23 protein-coding genes are annotated in these 22776 nt (G+C 71.8%); 12 read left to right on the top strand and 11 right to left on the bottom strand.

The window, feature by feature from the left end:
- Positions 1–22: 22 nt before the first annotated feature.
- A complete protein-coding gene (locus M8I34_RS16685) occupies positions 23–931 on the top strand; it encodes a Gfo/Idh/MocA family protein (protein WP_250050225.1) in 909 nt (302 codons plus the stop codon).
- Here the strand turns inward: M8I34_RS16685 and lnt are convergent.
- The 4 genes from lnt to M8I34_RS16665 form a co-directional block, all read right to left on the bottom strand.
- The gene (gene lnt / locus M8I34_RS16680) at positions 900–2510 is read right to left on the bottom strand and encodes an apolipoprotein N-acyltransferase (RefSeq protein WP_250050224.1); all 1611 of its coding nucleotides are present in this window, start codon (positions 2508–2510) and stop codon (positions 900–902) included. The two genes, M8I34_RS16685 and lnt, sit on opposite strands and share 32 nt — an antisense overlap.
- Positions 2511–2628: 118 nt before the next feature.
- Positions 2629–3111, bottom strand: a complete 483-nt coding sequence (locus M8I34_RS16675) for a nuclear transport factor 2 family protein (protein ID WP_244416349.1) — start codon at positions 3109–3111, stop codon at positions 2629–2631.
- 61 nt (positions 3112–3172) lie between these two features.
- Complete coding sequence (locus tag M8I34_RS16670) at positions 3173–5164, bottom strand: ABC transporter ATP-binding protein (protein ID WP_250050223.1); 1992 nt, start codon at positions 5162–5164, stop codon at positions 3173–3175.
- Positions 5165–5588: 424 nt separating this feature from the next.
- Positions 5589–7007, bottom strand: a complete 1419-nt coding sequence (locus M8I34_RS16665) for a GAF domain-containing protein (RefSeq protein ID WP_250050222.1) — start codon at positions 7005–7007, stop codon at positions 5589–5591.
- A gap of 686 nt (positions 7008–7693) precedes the next feature.
- On the opposite strand from M8I34_RS16665, the gene M8I34_RS16660 reads away from it, so the two are divergent.
- On the top strand, positions 7694–8128 hold the full coding sequence (locus M8I34_RS16660; protein WP_250050221.1) for an STAS domain-containing protein: 435 nt from the start codon (positions 7694–7696) through the stop codon (positions 8126–8128).
- Positions 8129–8216: 88 nt separating this feature from the next.
- Here M8I34_RS16660 and M8I34_RS16655 read toward each other — a convergent pair whose 3' ends face one another.
- The 3 genes from M8I34_RS16655 to M8I34_RS16645 all read right to left on the bottom strand — a co-directional run bounded on the left by M8I34_RS16655 (position 8217) and on the right by M8I34_RS16645 (position 10820).
- Complete coding sequence (locus M8I34_RS16655) at positions 8217–8705, bottom strand: glutathione peroxidase (protein ID WP_250050274.1); 489 nt, start codon at positions 8703–8705, stop codon at positions 8217–8219.
- Complete coding sequence (locus M8I34_RS16650; protein ID WP_030083361.1) at positions 8665–8976, bottom strand: hypothetical protein; 312 nt, start codon at positions 8974–8976, stop codon at positions 8665–8667. The genes M8I34_RS16655 and M8I34_RS16650 overlap by 41 nt, the downstream gene beginning before the upstream one ends.
- A gap of 209 nt (positions 8977–9185) precedes the next feature.
- The gene (locus M8I34_RS16645; protein WP_244416355.1) at positions 9186–10820 is read right to left on the bottom strand and encodes an FAD-dependent monooxygenase; all 1635 of its coding nucleotides are present in this window, start codon (positions 10818–10820) and stop codon (positions 9186–9188) included.
- A gap of 253 nt (positions 10821–11073) precedes the next feature.
- On the opposite strand from M8I34_RS16645, the gene M8I34_RS16640 reads away from it, so the two are divergent.
- The 7 genes from M8I34_RS16640 (at position 11074) to M8I34_RS16610 (ending at position 16385) form a co-directional block, all read left to right on the top strand.
- Complete coding sequence (locus M8I34_RS16640; RefSeq protein WP_244416356.1) at positions 11074–12192, top strand: SchA/CurD-like domain-containing protein; 1119 nt, start codon at positions 11074–11076, stop codon at positions 12190–12192.
- Between the two features lie 70 nt (positions 12193–12262).
- Positions 12263–12697 (top strand): cupin domain-containing protein, encoded by a 435-nt coding sequence (locus M8I34_RS16635; RefSeq protein ID WP_030083353.1) that lies wholly within the window; start codon positions 12263–12265, stop codon positions 12695–12697.
- Positions 12694–13962: a beta-ketoacyl synthase gene (locus tag M8I34_RS16630; RefSeq protein WP_244416358.1), complete on the top strand. Its 1269-nt coding sequence runs from the start codon at positions 12694–12696 to the stop codon at positions 13960–13962. The genes M8I34_RS16635 and M8I34_RS16630 overlap by 4 nt, the downstream gene beginning before the upstream one ends.
- Positions 13959–15209, top strand: coding sequence for a ketosynthase chain-length factor (locus M8I34_RS16625; protein WP_244416359.1), 1251 nt, complete (start codon positions 13959–13961; stop codon positions 15207–15209). The genes M8I34_RS16630 and M8I34_RS16625 overlap by 4 nt, the downstream gene beginning before the upstream one ends.
- 15 nt (positions 15210–15224) lie before the next feature.
- Complete coding sequence (locus M8I34_RS16620; RefSeq protein ID WP_244416360.1) at positions 15225–15521, top strand: acyl carrier protein; 297 nt, start codon at positions 15225–15227, stop codon at positions 15519–15521.
- Between the two features lies 1 nt (position 15522).
- Positions 15523–15996 carry an SRPBCC family protein gene (locus M8I34_RS16615; protein WP_030083345.1) on the top strand — a complete coding sequence of 158 codons (474 nt, stop codon included), beginning with the start codon at positions 15523–15525 and terminating at the stop codon, positions 15994–15996.
- A gap of 56 nt (positions 15997–16052) precedes the next feature.
- On the top strand, positions 16053–16385 hold the full coding sequence (locus tag M8I34_RS16610) for a TcmI family type II polyketide cyclase (protein WP_244416361.1): 333 nt from the start codon (positions 16053–16055) through the stop codon (positions 16383–16385).
- A gap of 113 nt (positions 16386–16498) precedes the next feature.
- Here M8I34_RS16610 and M8I34_RS16605 read toward each other — a convergent pair whose 3' ends face one another.
- The 3 genes from M8I34_RS16605 to M8I34_RS16595 form a co-directional block, all read right to left on the bottom strand.
- Positions 16499–17527 (bottom strand): acetylserotonin O-methyltransferase, encoded by a 1029-nt coding sequence (locus M8I34_RS16605; protein ID WP_250050220.1) that lies wholly within the window; start codon positions 17525–17527, stop codon positions 16499–16501.
- 7 nt (positions 17528–17534) lie between these two features.
- Positions 17535–18641, bottom strand: a complete 1107-nt coding sequence (locus tag M8I34_RS16600; protein ID WP_250050219.1) for a nitrous oxide reductase family maturation protein NosD — start codon at positions 18639–18641, stop codon at positions 17535–17537.
- A gap of 566 nt (positions 18642–19207) precedes the next feature.
- Positions 19208–19507 carry a VOC family protein gene (locus tag M8I34_RS16595; protein ID WP_250050273.1) on the bottom strand — a complete coding sequence of 100 codons (300 nt, stop codon included), beginning with the start codon at positions 19505–19507 and terminating at the stop codon, positions 19208–19210.
- A 531-nt stretch (positions 19508–20038) separates the two neighbouring features.
- Here M8I34_RS16595 and M8I34_RS16590 point away from each other — a divergent pair.
- Positions 20039–20419, top strand: a complete 381-nt coding sequence (locus tag M8I34_RS16590) for a helix-turn-helix transcriptional regulator (RefSeq protein ID WP_030083335.1) — start codon at positions 20039–20041, stop codon at positions 20417–20419.
- A gap of 302 nt (positions 20420–20721) precedes the next feature.
- A complete protein-coding gene (locus M8I34_RS16585; protein WP_250050218.1) occupies positions 20722–20892 on the top strand; it encodes a hypothetical protein in 171 nt (56 codons plus the stop codon).
- Here M8I34_RS16585 and M8I34_RS16580 read toward each other — a convergent pair.
- Entirely contained in the window at positions 20861–21661 is an 801-nt protein-coding gene (locus M8I34_RS16580; RefSeq protein WP_374210919.1) for a CDP-alcohol phosphatidyltransferase family protein, read from the bottom strand. The two genes, M8I34_RS16585 and M8I34_RS16580, sit on opposite strands and share 32 nt — an antisense overlap.
- A 109-nt stretch (positions 21662–21770) precedes the next feature.
- On the opposite strand from M8I34_RS16580, the gene M8I34_RS16575 reads away from it, so the two are divergent.
- Entirely contained in the window at positions 21771–22754 is a 984-nt protein-coding gene (locus M8I34_RS16575; protein ID WP_250050217.1) for a zinc-binding alcohol dehydrogenase, read from the top strand.
- Positions 22755–22776 lie beyond the last annotated feature (22 nt).

Here is a 22776-nt window from a genome sequence, read left to right as displayed (position 1 = left end):
CGGCGCAACCCAAGGAGCACGAGTGAAGGTCGGCTGCATCGGACTCGGCGACATCGCCCAGAAGGCGTACCTCCCCGTACTGGGCACCCAGCCGGGGCTCGAACTGCACCTGCACACCCGCACCCCGGCCACCCTCGAACGCGTCGGCGCCGCCCACCGGCTGACCGGGGACCGGCTCCACACGGACCTGGACTCGCTGCTCGCCACCGGTCTGGACGCGGCCTTCGTGCACGCCGCGACCGCCGCCCACCCTGAGATCGTGACCCGGCTGATCGAGGCCGGCGTCCCGACCTATGTCGACAAGCCGATCTCCTACGAACTCGCGACGTCCCAGCGCATCGTCGCGCTCGCCGAGGAGCGGGGCGTGGGTCTCACCGTCGGCTTCAACCGCCGCTTCGCGCCCGCCTACGCCCAATGCCGTGAACACGCCCGCGATCTGATCGTGATGCAGAAGAACCGCATCGGTCTGCCCGAGGACCCGCGCACACTGGTGCTGGACGACTTCATCCATGTCGTGGACACCCTGCGGTTCCTCGCCCCCGGCGAGGTCGACCACATCGATGTGCGCGCCCGGATCCGTGACGGGCTGATGCAGCACGTGGTGTTGCAGCTCTCCGGCGACGGCTTCACGGCCCTCGGCGTCATGAACCGCCTCAGCGGCTCCGTGGAGGAGGTCCTCGACGTCTCCGGGCAGGACACCAAGCGCCAGGTCGTCAATCTCGCCGAGGTCATCGACCACAAGGGGCAGCCGAGCATCCGGCGGCGCGGCGACTGGGTCCCGGTCGCCCGGCAGCGCGGTATCGAGCAGATCGTGCTGGCGTTCCTGGACGACGTACGGGCCGGCCGGCAGCCGTCCGCCCAGGACGCGCTGCGCACCCACGAACTGTGCGAACGCGTGGTCACCGACGCGCTCGGGCAGGCCGCCTGCTGAGCGCCCGCAGCGCCGCGTACCCGCCGGCGAGCACCAGCGCACCCATCGCCCCGTACACCGCCCAGTCACCGAACCGGGTGTACGGGCTGGTGCCCTCGGCCAGCGGCAGGTCGTAGACCGCCGCCGCGCTGCGGTCGGTACCGAGCCGCTCGCCGATCTGCTCGCCCCGTGGCCCGTAGACCGCACTGATGCCGGTGAGCGTGGCGTGCACCATCGGCCGCCAGTTCTCCGCCGCGCGCAGCGCACCCAGTGACGCATGCTGCGCGGGCGCCCAGCTCTCCTGGAACGTCGAGGTCGAGGACTGGGCGACCAGCACCCGCGCACCGTCGCGCGCCAGATGGCGGCTCATGTCGGGGAACGCGCTCTCGAAGCACACCAGCGGCCCGACGCGCAGTCCGCCCGCGGTGGCGACCGGCATCACCACCTGGCCGGTGCCGCGCAGCCGGTCGCTGGTGGCCGCCTTGCCCACCCGGGTCGCCCAGCCCAGCACGGACCGGAACGGTATGTATTCGCCGAAGGGCACCAGCCGCATCTTGGCGTAGCGGTCCCCGGTCGGTCCGTCCGGCCCGATCAGCACCGCGCTCTTGGAGATGCCCGGCTGTTCGGCGTGCGCGGAGTCGGCGTTGATCAGCAGCTCGGCGCCGGTCTGCCGGGAGAGGGCGGTGAGGCGGGCGGCGAGCGCCGGGTGGTCCGCCGGATCCTTGTAGAGGCTGCTCTCGCCCCAGACGATCAGGCGTACCTCGCGGCCCGCCAGCGACCGGGTGAGGGCCTCGCTCCGGGCCAGCCGCGCCGTGGGGGTGCCGGTCAGGCCCGGCTGGACGACCGCGATCCGCACCGTGCCCGCGGGGCGGGGGACCGGTGCCCAGAACCAGGCCACGGTGCCCGCCAGCGCGCACACCAGCAGCCCGGCGACGGCGGGCAGCCGGGCCGCCGGGCGGGCGATCAGTTCGGCCAGTGCGGTGTTCACCGCCACGATCAGCAGGCTCACCAGCCACACCCCGCCGATCGACGCCAGCCGCAGCGCGGGCGGCACCTGCCACTGGCTGGCGCCGAGCAGCCCCCACGGGCCGCCCAAGTACTCCCAGGAGCGGACCAGTTCGACCATCAGCCAGCCCGACGGCACCAGCACCAGCGCGGCGGCGCACCGCCCGCCCGTCACCCCCCGTCGCTCTTCGCCGGATGCTTCTGCGGGCCCTGCCGGGGGAGCCCCCTCGCGTGCCGGCCGTCGCGCGGCGGGCGCGCCGCCCAGCAGCACACGCACCAGCACGCCCCAGGGCGCCCACAGCGCCCCGAGCAGCAGGGCGAGCACGAGGATGAAGACGTGCAGGTTCGGCAGCAGCCACTGGTGGACGGCGAGTATGAAGCCGGTGCCGCCCAGCCAGCCGTCCAGCGCCGCCCGCCGGTACGTCGGCGCCGACCGCACCAGCAGCAGCCAGGGCACCAGGGCGACGTACGCCAGCCACCACCAGGACGGCGCGGGAAAGGTGAGGGCCGGCACCGCGCCGGCGAGCGCCGCGGCAGCGCCCCGCCCCCAGGGGGAGGCGCGCCACCGCGCCTGACGGCCGATCGCGCTGTCCATGCGGCCTCCCTGGTGCCGTTTCCGGCCGGTCGGACGGCCAGTGTGCGCGGACGGGCCGATCGAGGAAAGGGGTGTCGCCGCAACGGCCGAGCCGGGCGGCGACGGGCGGCGGGGGCGGTCAGTCACCGCCGGACCGCACCTGACGCCACTTCTCGTGGACGACGACCCCGGTCAGCCGCCAGCCGTCGGCGGTGCGCCGGGCGGTGAACTCGTAGCGTCCTGCGCAGGTGTAGTTGGGGGAGGTGGGGCCGTCCTCGGCATCCGTCGCGGGGCCGGCGAGCCGCATCGGGTTGAGGTAGTCGGCCTGGACCGTGGCCGTGTCGCCGGGCGCGCCGTCCCGGCGGGCGAGGGTGATCCGGCGGTTGACGATCAGATGCTGCCGTATGGCGAACTGCCGCAGCATGTCGGCGAGCCAGGTCGCGATCTCCTCGGTGCCGCCCTCGATGCCGCCCGCCGAGCGGTAGTCGGCACGGCCGTCCGGGGTGAACAGGGCCAGATAGCCGGGCCAGTCACCGTCGTCCACGGCGATGGCGTACCCGGTGATCAGATCGTCGAGGGCGAGGCGGTCCATGACCGTGGAGTGTTCCGCGCGCTGCGTCATCGCATCAGTTTTCGGCATCCGGAAGGCCCCCGCCAAGAGGCAGGGGCCTTCCGGCGCGGCGTCAGGTCACCAGCGCCGACTCCGGCAGGGCATCCGGGCCGGGATCCGTGCGCCGGACTTCCTCCGTGGCGTCCCCGGCGGCCTCCCCACCGGACTCCCCGGCGATCTCCCCGGCGGCCTCCCGCCGGTCCTCCGAGTCGGTGAACTGTGTCCGGTACAGCTCCGCGTAGCGCCCGTCGGCGGCCAGCAGCGTCTCGTGCGTCCCGCGCTCGACGATCCGTCCGCCCTCGACGACCAGGATCAGGTCCGCGGCCCGTACGGTGGACAGCCGGTGGGCGATGACCAGGGCGGTACGGCCCTCCAGCGCCTCGGTGAGCGCCTCCTGCACCGCCGCCTCGGAGGTGTTGTCCAGATGGGCGGTGGCCTCGTCCAGGATCACCACCCGCGGGTGGGCGAGCAGCAGCCGGGCGATCGTCAGCCGCTGTCGTTCGCCGCCCGAGAGGCGGTAGCCCCGCTCGCCGACGACGGTGTCCAGACCGTCGGGGAGACTGGCGATCAGCTCCTCCAGACGCGCCCGGCGCAGTGCGTCCCACAGCTGTTCCTCGGTCGCCTCCGGCTTGGCCAGCAGCAGGTTCTCGCGGATCGAGTCATGGAAGAGATGCCCGTCCTGGGTGACCATGCCGAGGGCGTCGCGCAGTGAGGCGGCGGTCAGGTCGCGGACATCCACCCCGGACAGCCGGACCGCACCGGCGTCGGTGTCGTACAGCCGCGGCAGCAGCTGGGCCACGGTCGACTTGCCGGCGCCCGACGAGCCGACCAGGGCGACCATCTGGCCGGGTTCGGCACGGAAGGAGATGCCGTGCAGGACCTCTTCACCGCCCCGGGTGTCGAGGGTGGCGACCTCCTCCAGGGAGGCCAGCGAGACCTTGTCGGCGGACGGGTAGCCGAAGCGGACGGCGTCGAACTCCACGGACACCGGGCCCTCGGGGACCTCGCGGGCGTCCGGCTTCTCGGAGATCAGCGGCTTGAGGTCGAGCACCTCGAAGACCCGCTCGAAGCTGACCAGCGCGCTCATCACCTCGATGTGTGCGCCGGACAGCGCGGTCAGCGGGGCGTAGAGCCGGGTGAGCAGCAGGGCCAGCGAGACGATCGCGCCGGGCTCCAGCTGTCCGCGCAGCGCGAGGAACCCGCCCAGGCCGTAGACGACGGCCAGCGCCAGGGCGGAGACCAGGGTGAGGGCGGTGACGAAGTACGTCTGCACCATGGCCGAGCGGACCCCGATGTCGCGCACCCGGCGGGCCCGGGTGGCGAACTCGGCGGACTCACGGACCGGGCGGCCCATCAGCTTGACGAGGGTGGCGCCGGGCGCGGAGAAGCGCTCGGTCATCTGCGTGCCCATCGTCGCGTTGTGGTCGGCGCCCTCCCGGCGCAGATCGGCCAGCCGCCGGCCGACCCGGCGGGCGGGCAGCACGAACACCGGCAGCAGCACCAGCGCGATCACGGTGATCTGCCAGGACAGGCCGAGCATCACCGCGAGGGTGAGCAGCAGCGTCACGATATTGCTGACGACCCCGGACAGGGTGTCGCTGAATGCCCGCTGGGCGCCGATCACATCGTTGTTCAGACGGCTGACCAGCGCTCCGGTGCGGGTGCGGGTGAAGAAGGCGATCGGCATCCGCTGGACGTGGTCGTACACGGTCGTCCGCAGATCGAGGATCAGCCCCTCACCGATGCTCGCCGACAGCCAGCGGGTCACCAGCCCCAGACCCGCCTCCGCGACCGCGATCACGGCGATCAGTCCGGACAGCCGGATGACCAGGGACTCCGAGCCACCGCCCACGATCGCGTCCACCACCCGGCCCGCGAGCAGCGGGGTGGCCACCGCGAGCATCGCGGTCACCGTGCTGAGCACGAGGAACCACACCAGGTGGCGGCGGTGCGGGCGGGCGAACGCGGTGATGCGGCGCAGGGTGCCGCGGGAGAAGCGTCGCCGGCCCTGTTGAGCGGTCATCGTGCTGTGCAGCGAATGCCAGGCGGTGACTTCCATGTCCATGGTGGCCTCCAGAGTGCCGGTTCATCACGGATCGCCGTGCTGACCGGCGACATACAAGGAACCTAGGACCTCAACCAACATTGAGGTCAAGCGATTCCGGTGCGATCACCCTCCGGGGCGTGCGGGGCCCGGCCCGACCCCCGGACGCCCGCCGTGTACGCGGCCGTACGCGGCACTGCCGGCCCACCACTGTGGTGCGACGCCGGCGGCCGCGAGCGTCGTCGACAACGGACGTGGCGAGGGCGGACGTGGCAAGGGCGGACGTGACGACGGCGGACGTAGCGACGGCGGACGTGGCGAGGGCGCCGGGGAGGCTGGGGCGGCCAGGAAGCCAACGCGGCCTGCGGGGGCGGATGTTGTCCGAGCGGCCAGGGGCGGACGGGGGCCCGGCGATCGCGCCGTATCGCCGCGGCCGTCCGGCGGATCAGGCCTCGGGCCCGCCCTGGAGCGGACGCTCCCAGGTCACGGGCCGGTGGCCGCCGTCCGGGCAGGACACCGTCAGCCGTATCCCCGGCCGGCCGTCGGGGAGCGCGGCGGTGGCGTCCACGGCGATCTCCACACGGGTCGGCTGCGGCCGTGCCGACGCCGAGGCGGTCACCGCCGCCAGTGCCTCGCCGAGTACGGCCACCAGCTCCCGGCCGCTCCTGTCGTCGACCCGCGCGTCGACCGGGCCGGTGAACTGCACCGACGGGCGGGCGCCGAGCGCCGCGGTGGCCGCGCCGGCCTCCCGCAGCACGCGGGTGCGCAGCCCGGGCGGCGCACCGGGCGGTCCCTGCTGAAGCGCGATGATCGCTGTCCTGATCTCCTGGATCGTGGCGTCCAGCTCGTCGACCGCCTGGGCGACCCCCTCCTGCACCTCGGGCACCAGGGCCTTGCGCCGGGCGGTCTCCAGCAGCATCCCGGTGGCGAACAGCCGCTGGATGACCAGGTCGTGCAGGTCGCGGGCGATGCGGTCGCGGTCCTCGAAGACGGCCAGCCGCTCGCGGTCACGGTGCCGGTCGGCCAGGACGAGCGCCAGCGCGGCCTGGGCGGCGAACTGGTTCGCCAGGGTCCGTTCGGTGTGGCTGAAGCGGCGGTCGCCGGACATCCGGCACAGCACGAGGGCGCCCAGTACCCGCCCGTTGCTGCGCAGCGGCAACAGCATGGCAGGGCCGTAGTGGCGCGACATCGGGGAGATCGAGCGGGGGTCGTCGGCGAAGTTGTCGGAGAAGACCGCGAGCCCGGCATGGATCTGGTGGACGACCGGGCTCCGGGGCGGGATCCTGCCGCGGTACGCCTCGGTCCGTACGGCCTCGGACAGCACGGTCGAGATCGCCACGATCTCCATACCGCCCTCGGCGTGCGGCAGCAGGACCGCCCCGGTCGCCGCCTCGGCCAGCTCACGGCCCTTCTCCGCGACGACGGTGAGGGCGTTCGGGGTCGTCGAGCCGGTCTCGGGTCCGGCCAGCAGCGCCGTGGTGACGGACGCCGCGCCGTCGATCCAGCGGGTGCGCTGCCGGGCGGCGGAGTGCATCCGGGCGTTGCTCAGGGCGATACCCGCCTCGGTGGCCAGCACCCGCACCAGATGCAGATCCGCGTCCCCGAACTCCTCGCCGTCGCCCTTCCCCGCGACGGACAGCGTGCCGAACAGCTCCCCCTTCACCTGGACCGGCACCTCCAGAGAGCCTCCGGCGGGCGGTCCGCCCCCGGGGGAGACGCCGTGGGTGATCGGACCGCCGAGCCCGTCGGTGTCCTCGTGCTGGAGGCTGAGGGCGGCGTGGCGTGCGCCGGTGAGGGAGGCGGCGGTCTCGGCGAGACGGCCCAGCGCGCGGCGCAGATCGTGGTCGGAGCCGACCGCCACCATGGCCTCCAAGAGCTGCGGAAGCCGGGAGATCGGCCCGCCGGCCAGCTCGCGCAGGCTCTGCGTGGTGCGTTCGGGGAGCTCTCCCGCAGGATCCGACGGCTTCAGGGCACACCTCTCACATTCGGGCGGTTCGAACAGTCTAATTCGCCCGAAAGAGTGTTATTGGGGTTCCCTCGGGCCGGTGGTCCGGGGGAGGGGCCCGGGAGGCGGTCAGCGGGCCGATCACCTGGTCGGCGGGGCCGGTCACCTGGGTGCCGGGCCCGAGCGGATCTCGCCCGGGGCCGGGCGGCGGGGTGGCGCTCTCCGCGGTCAGCGGCGCGCCCCCAGCGGCCGTCTCACCAACGACGCCATCGAGGCCGTCGAAGCCGTCGTCGCCTAGGCACGTGCCCCCGGGCCAGGCCCTTGGTCGCCTATCTCGGCCACGCGCGCAAGGGGCGACTTTGAGACAACCTCAAGCTCTGGCGTGCGCCGGAACTTTGAGGGCGCGGAGTGCGGGTAAGCCGTAGACGACTACGGGCACAGCAGCAGAAACGCAGGGACACAGACGCCACACCTCCGCACCACCGACGACCCGGAAACGGGCCGACCCGCCCGGATTGCGCCGGGCGCCCCCCACATCTACCGAACTTCTCCGCCGCAGACGCGTGGCCATATCCTGCGCCTCGGCACGAAAGTGGGCCGGGCCGATGGATGAAGGTCAGTACTACCCGAGACTCGTGGGGCCCAGCCACGCCGCGGGCGGCACGACCGTGCTGGAACTCCGCGGTGAGCTGGACATTCTCGCCGTGTCGGTGCTGTCCGACCGGCTGGACGAGATCACCGGCACCCAGGGCGTCGACCTCGTGGTCGACGTACGCGCGGTCACGTTCATCGACTGCGCCGGACTGTCCCTGCTGAGCCGCGCCCGCTACCGGACGCGGCAGCGGGGCGGCCGGCTGCGGCTGACCGGTGTCTCCGGCGGCGGGAGCGTCGCGCGGCTGCTGCGGATGACCGGGCTGACCGGCAGCTTCGACGTCGCTTCCGACGAGGCCGGCGCCGAGGACGAGGCCGGGCCCGCCGGATCGGCCGAGCCCGCAGGATCAGCCGGGTTCACCGACGCCGCCGGCACCGCCGTCGCCTGACCGGCGCTCCGCCGCCGCCCGACCGCGCGCCCCGTACGCCGCCCGCCGGAGCCCCCGCGCACCGCCCGGCGAGCGGCGCGCCCCCGGCTCAGGCCGGCAGGGCCGCCTCGATGGCGCCGACCAGCTCCTCGGCCTCCGGCTCGGTGCGCGGCCGGAAGCGGCCCGCGACCTGGCCCTGGGCACCGATCAGGAACTTCTCGAAATTCCACTGGATGTCGCCGGCCGCCCCTTCGGCGTCCTCGGTGCCGGTCAGCGCCGCGTACAGCGGATGCCGGTCCTCGCCGTTGACATCGGTCTTCTCGAACAGCGGGAAGCTCACGCCGTACGTCGCCGAGCAGAAGGTGGCGATCTCCTCGGCGGTGCCGGGCTCCTGGCCCGCGAACTGGTTGCTGGGAAAGCCCAGCACGGTGAAGCCACGGTCCCCGTAGCGCTGCTGAAGGCGCTCCAGGCCCGAATACTGCGGGGTCAGCCCGCACTTGGACGCCACATTCACCACCAGCAGGGCCTTGCCCCGGTAGTCGGCGAGGGAAGCGGGCTCACCGGTCAGGGTGCGCAGGGGGATGTCGTACAGGCTCACGGTCATGCTCCTCGTCACGGGTCCGCGGATACGGACGGCCATCATCCGTCCCAACAGCGGCGCCCGTCCTGATCTTCCCCGGATCGTCGACGGGCCAGGACACGACCGGCCGGATCTCCCCCGAGCGCCACTCCTTGAGCAGCTGGTCGAAGATCGGCGTCTCCCCCTCGGCCGGACGGCGCGCCTGCGGGGCGGGGGGCGGCAGCGCCGGCGGCTGGTGGGGCAGGGAGATGCGCTGAAAGGGGTGCGACGCGGGCTTCTTGGCATCCATGCCCGGACTCAACCGGAAATCGGTCCCCGAGTTGCGGGACGTGGCCGGGACGGTCCCCAGATGCCCCTGCGGTGGTGACGGGCAGAAGATACGTTCGCGCGCCGGAGGGACCGGCGGATGTCCCACCGGTCCCTCCGTCATCAGCAGCCCCGTGTGTCACGGCATCCGGCCTGCCTCCGTTCGAACGGAACGGAGGCGGGCGGGGCGGGTCAGCTCCGGCCCAGCAGCGCTTCGAGGACCTCCAGGAGCGCCGCCTCGGGGTCGGCCACCCGTCCCTCGGCCCGCCACGCCACGAAGCCGTCGGGGCGCACCAGCACCGCGCCCTCGGACGTCGTCCCGTGCTTCTCGGCCCAGTCGACGCCGTCCTCCGGGACCAGATCGTCGTCCGGCCCGGTGCCGATCAGATAGCAGTCCAGCCCGAGGGAGAACCGCTCGATGGCGCCCTTGGCCGCGGTGCGCCACATCTCGCCCTCGGAGCCGGTCAGCAGGACGAAGGACTTCTCGTACAGATCGAGGGTCGAGCGCCGCTCGCCGCCGGCCCGCAGCCACATGTGCGGGGCGCGGGTGCCCGGCTCGCCCGTCAGCCGCATCTGGTCGGGAACCACCGGGAGTTCGGGGTCGGCGCCGACGACGGCACCCTGCGGATAGCAGTACCCCAGGGCCACGGTGAGCACCCCGCGCTGCCGGCCACCGCCCGCGCCGGGCGCCGGCGCATACCCCGGGTGGCTGTGCTCGGCGGAGCGCGCCGAGGCGCGGGCGCTGGTCTCCCGCGCCACCGGCTGCCGTTCCGCCTCGTACGTCTCCAGCAGCTCGGGGCCCGCCGAGCCGTTCAGCACGGCGGCGAGCTTCCAGGCGAGGTTGTGTGCGTCCTGGATTCCGGTGTTGGAACCGAACGCCCCGGTGGGGGACATCTCGTGGGCCGAGTCGCCGGCGAGGAAGACCCGGCCGGACGCGTACCGTTCGGCGACCCGCTCCGCGGCGTGCCACGGCGCCTTGCCGGTGATCTCAACCGCCATGTCCGGTACGCCCGTTGCCCGGCGGATGTGGTCGATGCACCGCTCGTCGGTGAAGTCCTCCAGGGTCTCGCCCCGGTCGGGGTGCCAGGGGGCGTGGAAGACCCAGTCCGCCTGGTTGTCCACCGGCAGCAGGGCGCCGTCGGCCTCGGGGTTGGTCAGGTAGCAGGCGATGAAGCGGCGGTCGCCCACGACCTCCGCGAGCTGCGGCGCGCGGAAGGTGATGCTCACGTTGTGGAACAGGTCGCCGGGCCCGGTCTGCCCGAAGCCCAGCCGCTCCCTGACCGGGCTGCGGGGGCCGTCGGCCGCGATGAGGTAGTCCGCGTGCACGGTGCTGAGCTCGCCGGTCTCCCGGTTCTTGAGCGTCGCCCGCACCCCCTGCGCGTCCTGCTCGAAAGAGCTCAGCTCGGTGGAGAACCGCAGGTCACCGCCCTGTTCGCGGGCACAGCGCACCAGTACCGGTTCGAGGTCGTTCTGGCTGCACAGGCACCAGGCGGACGGGCTGATACGGGCCAGCCCGCCGCCCGGGTCGATCTCCTTGAACAGCCACTCCTGCTCGTCGCCGGTGAGCGAAGGCGTCTGGAGGATGCCGTGGTTGTCGGCCAGGGTCGACGCGGCCTCGCGGATCCGCTGCTCCGCCCCGGCCACCCGGAACAGCTCCATCGTGCGGACGTTGTTCCCCCGCCCGCGCGGGTGGCGGGAGGTGTCCGAATGCTTCTCGACCAGCAGATGTCTGACACCAAGGCGCCCCAGGAACAGCGACGCGGACAGGCCGACCAGGGACCCGCCCACGACGAGTACCGGCACCCGGTCTTCGACGGTGGGATTCATTGCGTGCTCCAGCTCCAGGGACGCTTACGGCAGATGGAGCACGAATGCCCGGCTCAGGGCCTGTTCGATCACGGTTCACCTGCATGGCTCACAGATCTCGCGCCACCCGTGGGTCCCGGCCACGATCGAATCCGGGACGCCCCCCCGCGACACCGGGCAGGCCGCCCCCACCATCCGGCTCAGTCACCCGGTTCGTACCGGAACTGACGACGCACCACTGGGGCCGTCGGGCCCCGAAGGAGATGCGTAGACGATGACCACGCTGTCGGAACGAATATCCCAGTCAGCCTTCGACGGCTCACGCCTTCGGGTCGTGCTGCTCCTGGACCTCCACGAAGGAGCCCAGCAGCGCTTCCTGGAAGCCTACGAGCACCTGCGCAACCAGGTCGCGTCCGTTCCCGGGCACATCACCGACCAGCTGTGCCAGTCCATCGAGAACCCCTCCCAGTGGCTCATCACCAGTGAATGGGAGAGCGCACCGCCGTTCCTCGCCTGGGTCAACAGCGAGGAACACGTGAAGATGGTCCAGCCGCTGCACAGCTGCGTCCGGGACACCCGGTCGCTGCGCTTCAGCGTCCTGCGCGAGACCTCGAACATCGCCAGCCTCGCGCCCGAGCCCCCGAAGGGCCGCCTCCAGGCCAACCCGCGCGTCGGCGACGGTGTGGTCCGGCACGCGCTCACCTTCACCGTGAAGCCGGGCAGCGAATCGATGGTCGCGGAGATCCTCGCCGGGTACACCTCCCCGGAGGCCCGGGTCGACGACACCACCCGGCTGCGCCGCACCTCCCTGTTCATGCACGGCAACCGCGTCGTGCGCGCGGTCGAGGTGCAGGGCGACCTGGTCGCGGCGCTGCGGCACATCTCCCAGCAGCCCGAGGTCCGGGCCGTCGAGGAGGCCATCAACCCGTACCTGGAGCAGGACCGCGACCTCAGCGATCCGAACTCCGCCCGGGTCTTCTTCACCCGTGCCGCACTGCCCGCGGTGCACCACGTGGCGGCGGGCGGAGCGCAGCCCGACGGCATCCGGCGGCATGCGCTGTTCTACCCCGCCAAGGAAGGGTGCGGCATGACGCTGGCCCAGATGCTCGCCCGCCAGGACGAGCTGGCCGCGGACGATCCGGCCTGCCCCATCGCCGGCAGCACCGTCTTCCAGCGCGACGACGTGGTCGTGCGCCTCATCGATCTCCGGATCCCGATCGAGAGCGATCCCGTGCTGGCGCTCGGCGTGCGCGGTCCCCGCAAGACGTCCGTGCTGCGGCGTCTGCTCGACACCGACGTGGCCGGCGGTCTGTCCAACGACCGTGAGATCGCGCATTTCCTCGAGCGCGCCGACATGGCCCTCGTCACCGACCGCCGGGCACCGGGCGCCTGACCGCGCCCGACCGCGGCAGGTCTCTCCCCTCATCCCACCCGCCGGCACCACGCCCTTGGAGGAAGCAGCCATGACCACGCACCGCCCACGCATCGTGGACCTCAGCGAGACTCAGCCCAACCGCCGGCGCGGAGGTGATCTGCGCGCCATGCTGACGCCCAGCGCGGTGGGTGCCACGAGCGGCTTCATGGGCATGGCACTCGTGCAGCCCGGCGAGCGCATCGGCGAGCACTACCACCCCTACTCCGAGGAGTTCGTGTACGTCGTCCAAGGCGCGCTCGAAGTGGACCTCGACGGGGAACCGCACCCGCTGCGCCCGGACCAGGGACTGCTGATCCCCCCGTACATGCGGCACCGCTTCCGCAATGTCGGGGACGTGGAGGCCCGTATGGTCTTCCACCTCGGTCCGCTGGCCCCGCGTCCGGAGCTCGGTCATGTCGACACCGAGGGCACGGAGGAGAGCACACCGGCCGCACCACCGGAACGTACGGAGCCGGTGTCATGACCCGCCGTGTGGCGGTCACCGGCGTCGGGATCGTCGCTCCGGGCGGAGTGGGTGTGCCCGCCTTCTGGGACCTGCTGTCCGCGGGCCGCACGGCGACACGGGGCATCACCCTCTTCGACCCGGAGGGGTTCCGCTCGCGCATCGCTGCCGAGTGCGACTTCGATCCGGCGGCCCACGGTCTGAGCGAGGAGCAGGTGGCCCGCTCGGACCGGTACATCCAGTTCGCGATGGTCGCCGCGAACGAGGCGCTGCGCAACGCCGGTCTGGACACGGAGGCCGAGGACCCCTGGCGTATCGGGGTGTCCCTGGGCACCGCGGTCGGCGGCACCACGCGCCTGGAACACGACTATGTCGCCGTCAGCAACCACGGTGCACGGTGGGATGTCGACCACCGGCCGGCCGGCCGCCATCTGGAGCGGGCGTTCTCCCCGAGTTCGCTCGCCTCCGCGGTGGCGGAACAGATCGGCGCCCACGGCCCGGTGCAGACCGTCTCCACGGGCTGCACCTCCGGCCTGGACGCCATCGGCTACGCCTTCCACTCCATCGAGGAGGGCCGGGTCGATGTGTGCATCGCCGGCGCGTCCGACTCGCCGATCTCCCCGATCACCGTGGCGTGTTTTGACGCGATCAAGGCGACGTCCGCGAACAACGACGATCCCGCCCACGCCTCGAAGCCGTTCGACGCCCACCGCGACGGGTTCGTGATGGGCGAGGGCGGCGCCGTGCTCGTCCTGGAGGAGCTGGAACACGCGCGCTCCCGTGGCGCGACCATCCACTGTGAGATCCGTGGCTACGCCACCTTCGGCAACGCGTACCACATGACCGGTCTCACCCAGGAAGGCCTGGAGATGGCCGAGGCGATCAACAGCGCCCTCGGCCACGCCAGGATCGACGCCACCCAGGTGGACTACGTCAACGCGCACGGCTCGGGCACCCAGCAGAACGACCGGCACGAGACGGCCGCGGTCAAGCGGTCGCTGGGTGCGCATGCCCGCAAGGTGCCGATGAGTTCCATCAAATCCATGGTGGGCCATTCGCTCGGGGCGATCGGCGCGATCGAGATCGTGGCCTGTGTGCTGGCACTCACCCACCAGGTGGTGCCGCCCACGGCGAACTACGAAACTCCGGACCCGGAGTGCGATCTCGACTATGTGCCCAAGACGGCACGGGAGTTGCCGCTGCGTTCGGTGCTCTCGGTCGGCAGCGGCTTCGGTGGATTCCAGTCAGCGGTGGTACTGACCCGACAGGGTGGGAGGGCATCATGAGCTCCCCGAAGGAACGTCATTCCGTCGTCACCGGCATCGGCGTCATCGCCCCCAACGGGGTGAGCACCGAGACCTTCTGGAAGGCGACGGTGGAGGGCATCAGCGTCCTCGACCGCGTCACCCGTGAAGGGTGCGAGCATCTTCCGCTCAAGGTCGCCGGCGAGGTCCGGGGCTTCGATCCGGCGGATCTGATCGAGGAGCGCTACCTCGTCCAGACCGACCGGTTCACCCACTTCGCCATGGCGGCGGCCAACCTCGCGATGGACGACGCCCGTCTCGGCCGTGCCGACTACAACGACTCGCCGTTCGCGGTGGGAGTCGTCACGGCCGCCGGATCGGGCGGCGGCGAGTTCGGCCAGCGGGAGCTGCAACGGCTCTGGGGCCAGGGCTCCCGCCATGTCGGCCCGTACCAGTCCATCGCCTGGTTCTACGCGGCGAGCACCGGACAGATCTCCATCCGCGGCGGCTTCAAGGGGCCGTGCGGAGTCGTGGCCAGCGACGAGGCGGGCGGTCTGGACGCCCTGGCGCATGCCGGCCGCACGATTCGGCGCGGCACCGATGCCGTCGTCGTGGGCGCCGCCGAGGCGCCCCTGGCCCCCTACTCGGTCGTCTGCCAGCTCGGCTACGACGATCTGAGCACGCTCGACGATCCGGCCCGCGCCTACCGCCCGTTCACCAGCGGCGCGTGCGGATTCGTGCCCGCCGAGGGCGGCGCGATGCTGATCGTCGAGGAAGAGACGGCGGCCGTGAGCCGCGGGGCGAGTGTCCGGGCCTTGCTGGCCGGACACGCCGCGACCTTCACCGGGGCCTCCCTGTGGGAGGAGTCCCGGGACGGGCTCGCGCATGCCATCCGAGGCGCACTGGAGGACGCGCGGTGCGCCCCGGAGGAGATCGATGTGGTGTTCGCGGATGCGCTCGGCGTCCCTGCGGCCGACCGGGCCGAGGCGCTGGCGATCGCGGACGCCCTGGGCCGGCACGCCTCGCAGGTCCCGGTGACCGCACCCAAGACCGGCACCGGGCGGGCGTACTGCGGCGCCCCTGTCCTGGACACCGCTGCCGCGGTGCTCGCCATGGAGCAGGGCGTCGTGCCGCCCACCCCCAACGTCGTCGACGTCTGCCATGACCTTGACGTGGTGACCGGCCGGGCCCGCCCTGCCGAGTTGCGGACGGCGCTGGTGCTGAGCCGGGGACTCATGGGCTCGAACGCGGCAATGGTGCTGCGGAAGGGCTCCGGGTCCCCCTCGTGAGAAGGAGAACCGCACATGAACGCTCAACTGACGCTCAATGAGCTGGCGGCGCTGATGAAGTCCGCCGCCGGCCTCACCGTCGACCCGAAGGAGCTGGCGAACCGGCCCGACGCGACCTTCACCGAGTTCGGCCTGGACTCGCTCGGCCTCCTCGGCATCGTCGGCGAGCTGGAGAACCGGCAGGGCCGGCCGATGCCGACGGACGCGGAGCGCTGCAAGACGCCGCGCGACTTCCTCGACCTCGTCAACACCGCGCAAACAGCACAAACCGTCAAAGCCGCCAAGGACAACGTATCTACGACAGGAGCATGACATGCCCGGCCACACCGAGAACGACATCACCATCGCGGCGCCCCTCGACCTCGTCTGGGACCTCACCAACGACATCGAGAACTGGCCGCAGCTGTTCAGCGAGTACGCCTCGGTCGAGGTGCTGTCCCGGGAGGGCGACAAGACCACCTTCCGGCTGACGATGCACCCGGACGACAACGGCACCGTCTGGAGCTGGGTCTCCGAGCGCGTCGTCGACCGGCAGAACCGCACCGTCCGCGCCCGCCGCGTCGAGACCGGCCCGTTCGCGCACATGGACATCCACTGGAAGTACGCCGAGATCCCGGGCGGCACCTCCATGCACTGGACCCAGGACTTCGCGATGAAGCCCGACGCCCCGGTCGACGACAAGGGCATGACCGAGCTCATCAACCGCAACTCCCGGATCCAGATGGAGCTCATCCGGGACCGGATCGAACAGCGTGACCGCGAGCTCCGGTCCACCGCTGTCAGCTGACGGCCCGCCAGGCCGTGTTCGGACCGCCACCCGGCGGCAACGAAGGGATCTCCCCGATGCATCACGCTCTGATCGTCGCTCGCATGGCGCCCGGTTCGGCTCCGGACATCGCCGAGGTCTTCAAGACCTCGGACCGGACGGAACTGCCGCATCTGGTCGGCGTCTCGCGACGGACCCTCTTCCAGTTCGGTGACGTGTATCTGCACCTCATCGAATCCGACCGGCCGCCAGGACCGGAGATCGCCAAGGTGACGGAACACCCCGAGTTCCGCGCCGTCAGCGACAAGCTGTCCGCCTTCGTCAGCGCGTACGACCCGGAGACCTGGCGAAGCCCCAAGGACGCGATGGCCCAGCAGTTCTACAGCTGGCAGCGCGACGGCAGCGGCTGACGCGCACGCGGAGCCGGGGCGATCCCCCGGCTCCCGCGCGGGCCCGGACAAGGGCAAGGTCGCCCGGTGAGGATGCTGCTCCTCACCGGGCGACCTGCCGTGCCGGGCCTTGCTCATTCGGGGACGGTGCACTCGAACGCGTGCAGATACGGATTCACGACCAGGATCTCGCCGACCTTCAGGCCGGCCTCCGCCATGCGGCTGACCAGGCTCGCCTTGGTGTGCTTGGCACCGCCGACGTTCAGGAGCAGCAGCAGGTCCATGGCGGTGGTGAACTTCATCGAGGGACTGTCGTCGACGAGGTTCTCGATGATCACGACGCGGGCGCCGGGACGTGCGGCCTTGACGACGTTGTGCAGGGTCCTGCGGGTGCTCTCGTCGTCCCACTCCAGGATGTTCTTGATGATGTAGACATCGGCCCGGACCGGGATGTCCTCGCGGCAGTCGCCGGGCACGATCCGCACCCGCGAGGCGAGCGGGCCGCCGTCCGCCAGCCGGGGGTCCGGGTGCGCCACGACCGTGGGCAGGTCGAGCAGGGTGCCTTCGAGGGCGGGGTGCTTCTCCAGCAGGCCGGCGAGCACATGCCCCTGGCCGCCGCCGATGTCCGCCACCGACGACGCCCCGGTCAGATCGAGCAGCTGGGCGATGTCCTGCGCCGACTGCTTGCTGGAGGTGGTCATCGCCCGGTTGAAGACCTCGGCCGAGTCGCCTGCGTCCTCGTGCAGGTACTGGAAGAACCCCTTGCCGTACAGGTCGTCGAAGACGCTGCGGCCGGAGCGCACCGCGTCGTCGAGCTTCGGCCAGGCCTCCCAGGTCCACGGCTCCGTGCACCACAGGGAGATATAGCGCAGGCTGTTGGGGGAGTCCTCCCGCAGCAGCCGGGACATGTCCGTGTGGACGTACTTTCCGTCGTCGGTCTCCGCGAAGATCCCGTAGCAGGACAGGGCGCGCAGCAGCCGTTCCAGCGGCCGCGCCTCGGTCTTCACCGCGGTGGCCAGTTCCTCCGCGGTGGTGGGCCGCTCGCCGAGCGCGTCGGCGACGCCGAGTTGCGCCGCCGCCCGTACGGCCGCCGCACAGGCGGCTCCGAAGACGAGCTCCCGGAGCCGCATGGCCGGCTGGGGGGTGGGACTTACGGTGGTCATTCCGCCTCTATTCTCCCGTTGAAGAGGGGTGCGCCCGGTGCTCCCCGTGCCGTCGGCACAGACCGGCCGGCTCCGAGGTCCGGCACACGTTGCGGACGAACCGGTTTCCCTTGCCCTTGGGGTCCCGGTTGGCCAGGTCCACCGGCTTGTTGTGCAGCACGAGGTTCTCGCTGATGAGATTGCGTTCGTTGGTCGTCTTCACGAAGCTGCGGAACAACACGATGCCGCCGGAGAGCGGGGACTTGCCGACGTGGCCCCGGATGTCGTTGCGCGTCACCAGGGTGTGCTCGGCGCCGGTGAGGATGATGCCGGAGCCCTGGATGAACGGCAGCCGGCTGTTGCCGGGGCAGTGCTTGTTGTTCTTGAGGATGGTGTTGTTCCGGACGGTCAGCATTCCCGCCCGCGGGCGGGATTCGTCGCCGACGACGAACACGCCGCCGCAGTTACCGGTGATGCTGTTGTGGGCGATGATCAGGTTTCTGACCCGCCGGACCGTGACGCCGATCCGGTTCCGCGAGAGACGGTTGTCGGTGATCCTGGACCCCCGGGTGTCGGTGGCCCCGCCCTCCTCCTTGACCGTGTTCGCCAGGAAGATGCCCGCGTCACCGTTGTCGATGGCGGCGTTGTCCCGGATCACGGTGCGGAGGGACTTCTCCTCGGCGATGCCCCACACGCCGTTCTTCCGCGAGGCGACGTCGCGCACGGACAGCCGGTCGGTGCGGGACGCCCAGATGCCGCTCTTCTTGAAGCCCTGGACGGTCAGCGAGCGGATGCTGACGTTCCGCAGCGGCCTGCCTCCCGTGCCGACGACGCAGATCCCGTTGCCGCTCTGCCCGCAGGCGTTCGCGGCCCGCTTGCCGGCCGGACTGATCACCGTCTTCCGGCCCGCACCGACGAGCCGCAGCCGCGACTTGCGGATCAGTACGCTCTCCCGGTAGTGACCGGGCCGGAGGAAGACGGTGTCGCCCGGCTTCGCTCTGTCCACCGCCCGTTGGATCGACTCACCGGGGTGGACGACGTGTCGTTGTGTTGTGTCGTACGGCGATGCCGCGCCGAGTCCGCCGATCATCATCGCGGCGACACAGCCCATGTATTTCATCTGTCGTAGCGCCATGAGGCGAAGCTATGGGCGATCACTGCCGCTCGCCACATGTGGTGACCCGACGATGACGGTGTGTGCAGCGGCCAGCTTTCGACACGCCGTCAAGTCCGCTGCCCCGCCCCTCACCGGACTGCCGATCAGGGCCGGTCAGCGGGCTTCCCGGGCTCCTCGTCGGCGGTGCCGGACGCACCGGTGCACGGCGGGCAACCGGTCGGCCCGGAATCAGCTGACCGGGTATCGGGCGGGGTGCCGTCCGGTGTGTCGGACCCGGCACCGGGCCGGCCGTCCGACGGGTCGTCAGCCGGCCCGTCCGGCTCCACCTCGGTCAGGAAGGCTGCGAGGCTGGTCGGCAGAAACCACGGTCGGGCGCGGGAAACGGTCACGGAAGACCAACGCGCCAGGCCCGGCCGACGACACCCGCTCAGGGCCGCGGAGGCGCTTGATCACCCCAACGGACGCGGGGAGGACGCCGCTGAACGGGTGCGGGAGGGCCGGAACCGGACACCACGAGGCCCGGCCGGCAGCTGGGCACACTTCCCCCCGCTCTCGGCCACCGCGGAGACGGGGCCGTATAAAGGTCAGCCCGCCCGCTCGGCCGCGCTGCGCTCCACACAGAACTCGTTGCCCTCGATGTCGGCCAGCGTCACCCACCCGGTCCCGTCGGTCCGCCGATGGTCGGCCACCAGGGTCGCGCCGAGCGCCAGCAGCCGCTCGACCTCATCGTCCCGGTCGCGGTCCTGTGGCTGAAGATCCAGATGCACCCGGTTCTTCCCGGCCTTGGCATCGGGCACCGTGACGAACAGCAGCGCGCCGCCCGCGGCCGTGACCGTGGCCTCCGGATCACCCGGCAGGTCGTCCTCGGCCAGCGTTCCGTCCAGTACCTCCGCTCAGAAGCTCGCCAGACGGTAGGCGTCGGAGCAGTCGATCGTGAGGTGGCGCACCAGTGAAGTCATGGGCGTCACTATGCGGTTGGAGGGTGGGGGCCTGTCCAGCGGATTCACGCGCCACGGGCCCCGTCCGCGGCTTCGGCGTCCGCATCCGGTGCGGGCCGCCCGGCGGCCGCCGCGACGGAATCCGGCCGCGGGTACGGTAACTGCCTCCGGGTGCCGGAGAGTTCACGGACAGGCGGCGGCGCGGTCCGGGGGCGGACGGCAGGACCGGCAGGTCGGCGGCAGCGGGGGAGGGGCACGCCGGGAGAACAGTGCCGCACGGGCCCCGGTTTGTCCGGCACACCCATTCAAGTCACCCGCCCCGGTCGTCTACAGTTGCAGAATTCCGCAATTCAACAGATGACGCGATGGCCGGTCGGCCTGAACGCGGAGGACATGCGTGGGCGGTTTCGCCGAATCGGTAGGGATACGGGTGCGCGCGGCGCGGTCCGCGCATGGTCCCGGGAGCGGGGCGCGCGGATGAACGGCGCCTGGGTTCCGCTCTGTCAGGCCAAGGCCGACTTCTTCCGGATGCTGGGGCATCCGGTCCGCATCCGGGTGCTGGAGCTTCTCCAGAGCGGACCGATGCCGGTGCGGAGTCTGCTCTCCGCTCTCGAAGTGGAGCCGTCCGCGCTCTCCCAGCAGCTCGCGGTCCTGCGCCGCTCGGGCCTGGTGACGGCCACCCGCAGTGGCTCCACCGTCGTCTACGAGCTGGCCGGGGGAGAGGTCGCGGAGCTGCTGAGCGCCGCCCGCCGGGTCCTCACCGAAGTGCTCGCCGGGCAGCATGCGCTCCTCACCGAACTGCGGCAGGCCGAGACCGGCGCACTGCCGGCGGCCGGCGGGGTGGGGGCCGTCTCATGACTCGCTCGCTCCGCCGCTCGCACGGTCACCGCACGGGAGCGGTCCGCTCGTTCACCACCGGAAAAGGGTGATCGCAGATGGCCGGCGCACCGAGGCGCAAGGGGCCGCCGCCGTGGCGGGCGGTCCGCTCACGCACCTGCATACCCACGCCCTCCGGGCCGGGGACCGTACGGCCCTGCCGGGGACGTCCCCCCGGGCGAGGGCCGCTCCGGACGGCGCGCGGACACGGCCGCGCCTGCCCGGAGAGCACCGCCCGCCGCCGCACCTCGCCGCGCTGCGGCGTCCGCCGGGCCCGTACGGCCGTGGTGCGTCCCGGGGCCCAGCTGGCGCGGCTGCCCGGTGGGGTGCTGCTCGCTCACCCGGCACCACGACGCAGCCTGTGGCGGCAGGTGTTGCTCTCCATCGTCGTGACCAATCTGCTGCTGGTCTTCCTGGCGCTGGTCATCTATCTGGGCCGGCACGCCGGGACGTGACGGGGACGCCGACAGGGGCCCGTTCGGGGACGACCGTCACAGGCGTTCCGCCCGCCCCCTTCCCGGCCCGCCACAACCACGCGATGTCCCGCCCGAAGGACCAGACGAGAAGTCCCAGCGCCATGGCCACGGCGGTGACCTCCGACGCCCGCGGCAGGATCCCGGCACCGGCCACGACCAGCACCACGCCCTGAAGCGCCGCCACGGTCTTGCGGGCCATGCTGTGCGGCAGGTCACCGCGCAGCCACGGCAGCACCCACGACGCCGCGACAAAGGCGTAGCGCATGAGGCCGATGCTCAGCACCCAGGCGCCCAGCGGGATGGCGACATGGACGCAGAGCACCAGGATCAGGAAGGCGTCGACCTCCATGTCGAAGCGCGCCCCCAGCGGGGTCGCCGTTCCGGTGCGCCGGGCCACCTGCCCGTCGACCGCGTCCAGGATCAGCGCCACGGCGGCGAAGGCGATCAGCACCGTGACCGGTACCGGCCGGCCGAAGGAGTCCGCGACCAGCGCGGTCACCCCGCCGACCAGGATCGTGCGGGCGAGTGTGACGCGGTTGGCCGGTCCGAACGACGTGGTCCACGTCCGGCGCAGCGCGACGGTGAGCACGGCCCAGGTGGCGACGGCGAAGACGCACCCCGTGAGCCACCCGATGGTGCCCAGGCCGGACACTCGGCACAGGACCTCCAATACCAGCAGTTGCACCCCCATACCGGCCGTAATGTCCGGTCCGAACGGCCTTGTGTCGTAGCGCTCTTGTACGGCCACCCTGCCTCCCGGGATGTGTAGCGGACTCGAAGGGCGCCGCGTAGGGTGACGGCGTCCTCATGATCCCCAGCATTGATGAACCAACGCCGTAGCGTCCAGGAGGATCCCGATGCCGCGCGTCGCTTGTGCCTTTTGGATAAGCGCTCCAGGTCAGGGCGAGATCCGGACGGTAGACCTGCCGGACCCCGCCGATGACGAGGTTCTGGTGCGCACGGTCTGCTCCGGAGTGAGCCGTGGAACGGAGACCCTGGTCTTCCGTGGCGGCGTCCCCGAGAGCCAGCACACCGTGATGCGGGCGCCGTTCCAGGAAGGCGCCTTCCCCGCACCGGTCAAGTACGGCTACCTCAATGTAGGCGTCGTCGAGGAAGGCCCGCCCGACCTGCTGGGCCGTTCGGTCTTCAGCCTGTATCCGCATCAGACGCACTTCGTCGTCCCGGCGAGCGCCGTCACCCCGGTACCGGACACCGTGCCCGCCGAGCGTGCCATCCTGGCGGGCACCGTCGAGACCGCGGTGAACGCGCTGTGGGACGCCGCGCCGCTGGTCGGCGACCGGATCGCGGTGGTCGGGGCGGGCATGGTCGGTTCCGGCGTGGCCGCCGTCCTCGCCCGCTTCCCGGGGGTCCGGGTGCAGTTGGTGGACGCCGATCCCGCGCGCGCCGCCACCGCCACGGCACTGGGTGTGGACTTCGCGCTGCCCGCGGACGCGCTGGGCGACTGCGACCTGGTCGTGCACGCCAGCGCCACCGAGGAGGGGCTGACGCGCTCGCTCGAACTGCTCGCCCCGGAAGGCACCGTCATCGAGCTGAGCTGGTACGGAGACCGGCAGGTCAGCCTGCCGCTGGGGGAGGCCTTCCACTCCCGCCGGCTGGTCGTCCGCAGCAGCCAGGTGGGCACGGTCTCCCCGGCCCGGCCCCGCCGTACCTTCGCCGACCGGCTCGCGGTCGCCCTCGACCTGCTCGCCGACCCCGCCTTCGACGCGCTGATCACCGGCGAGTCCGCTTTCGAGGACCTGCCGACGCTGCTGCCCAAGCTCGCCTCCGGCGACCTCCCGGCGCTGTGCCACCGCATCCGCTACGGGCCGGCGGACGGCTGACAACCCCTGGGTATCCACCCGG

This window comes from Streptomyces sp. MCA2, from assembly GCF_023544705.1.
Lineage (GTDB): Bacteria > Actinomycetota > Actinomycetes > Streptomycetales > Streptomycetaceae > Streptomyces > Streptomyces decoyicus.
Note: the sequence above shows the minus strand (reverse complement) of the source record. Positions and strands in the feature narration are given on the sequence as shown.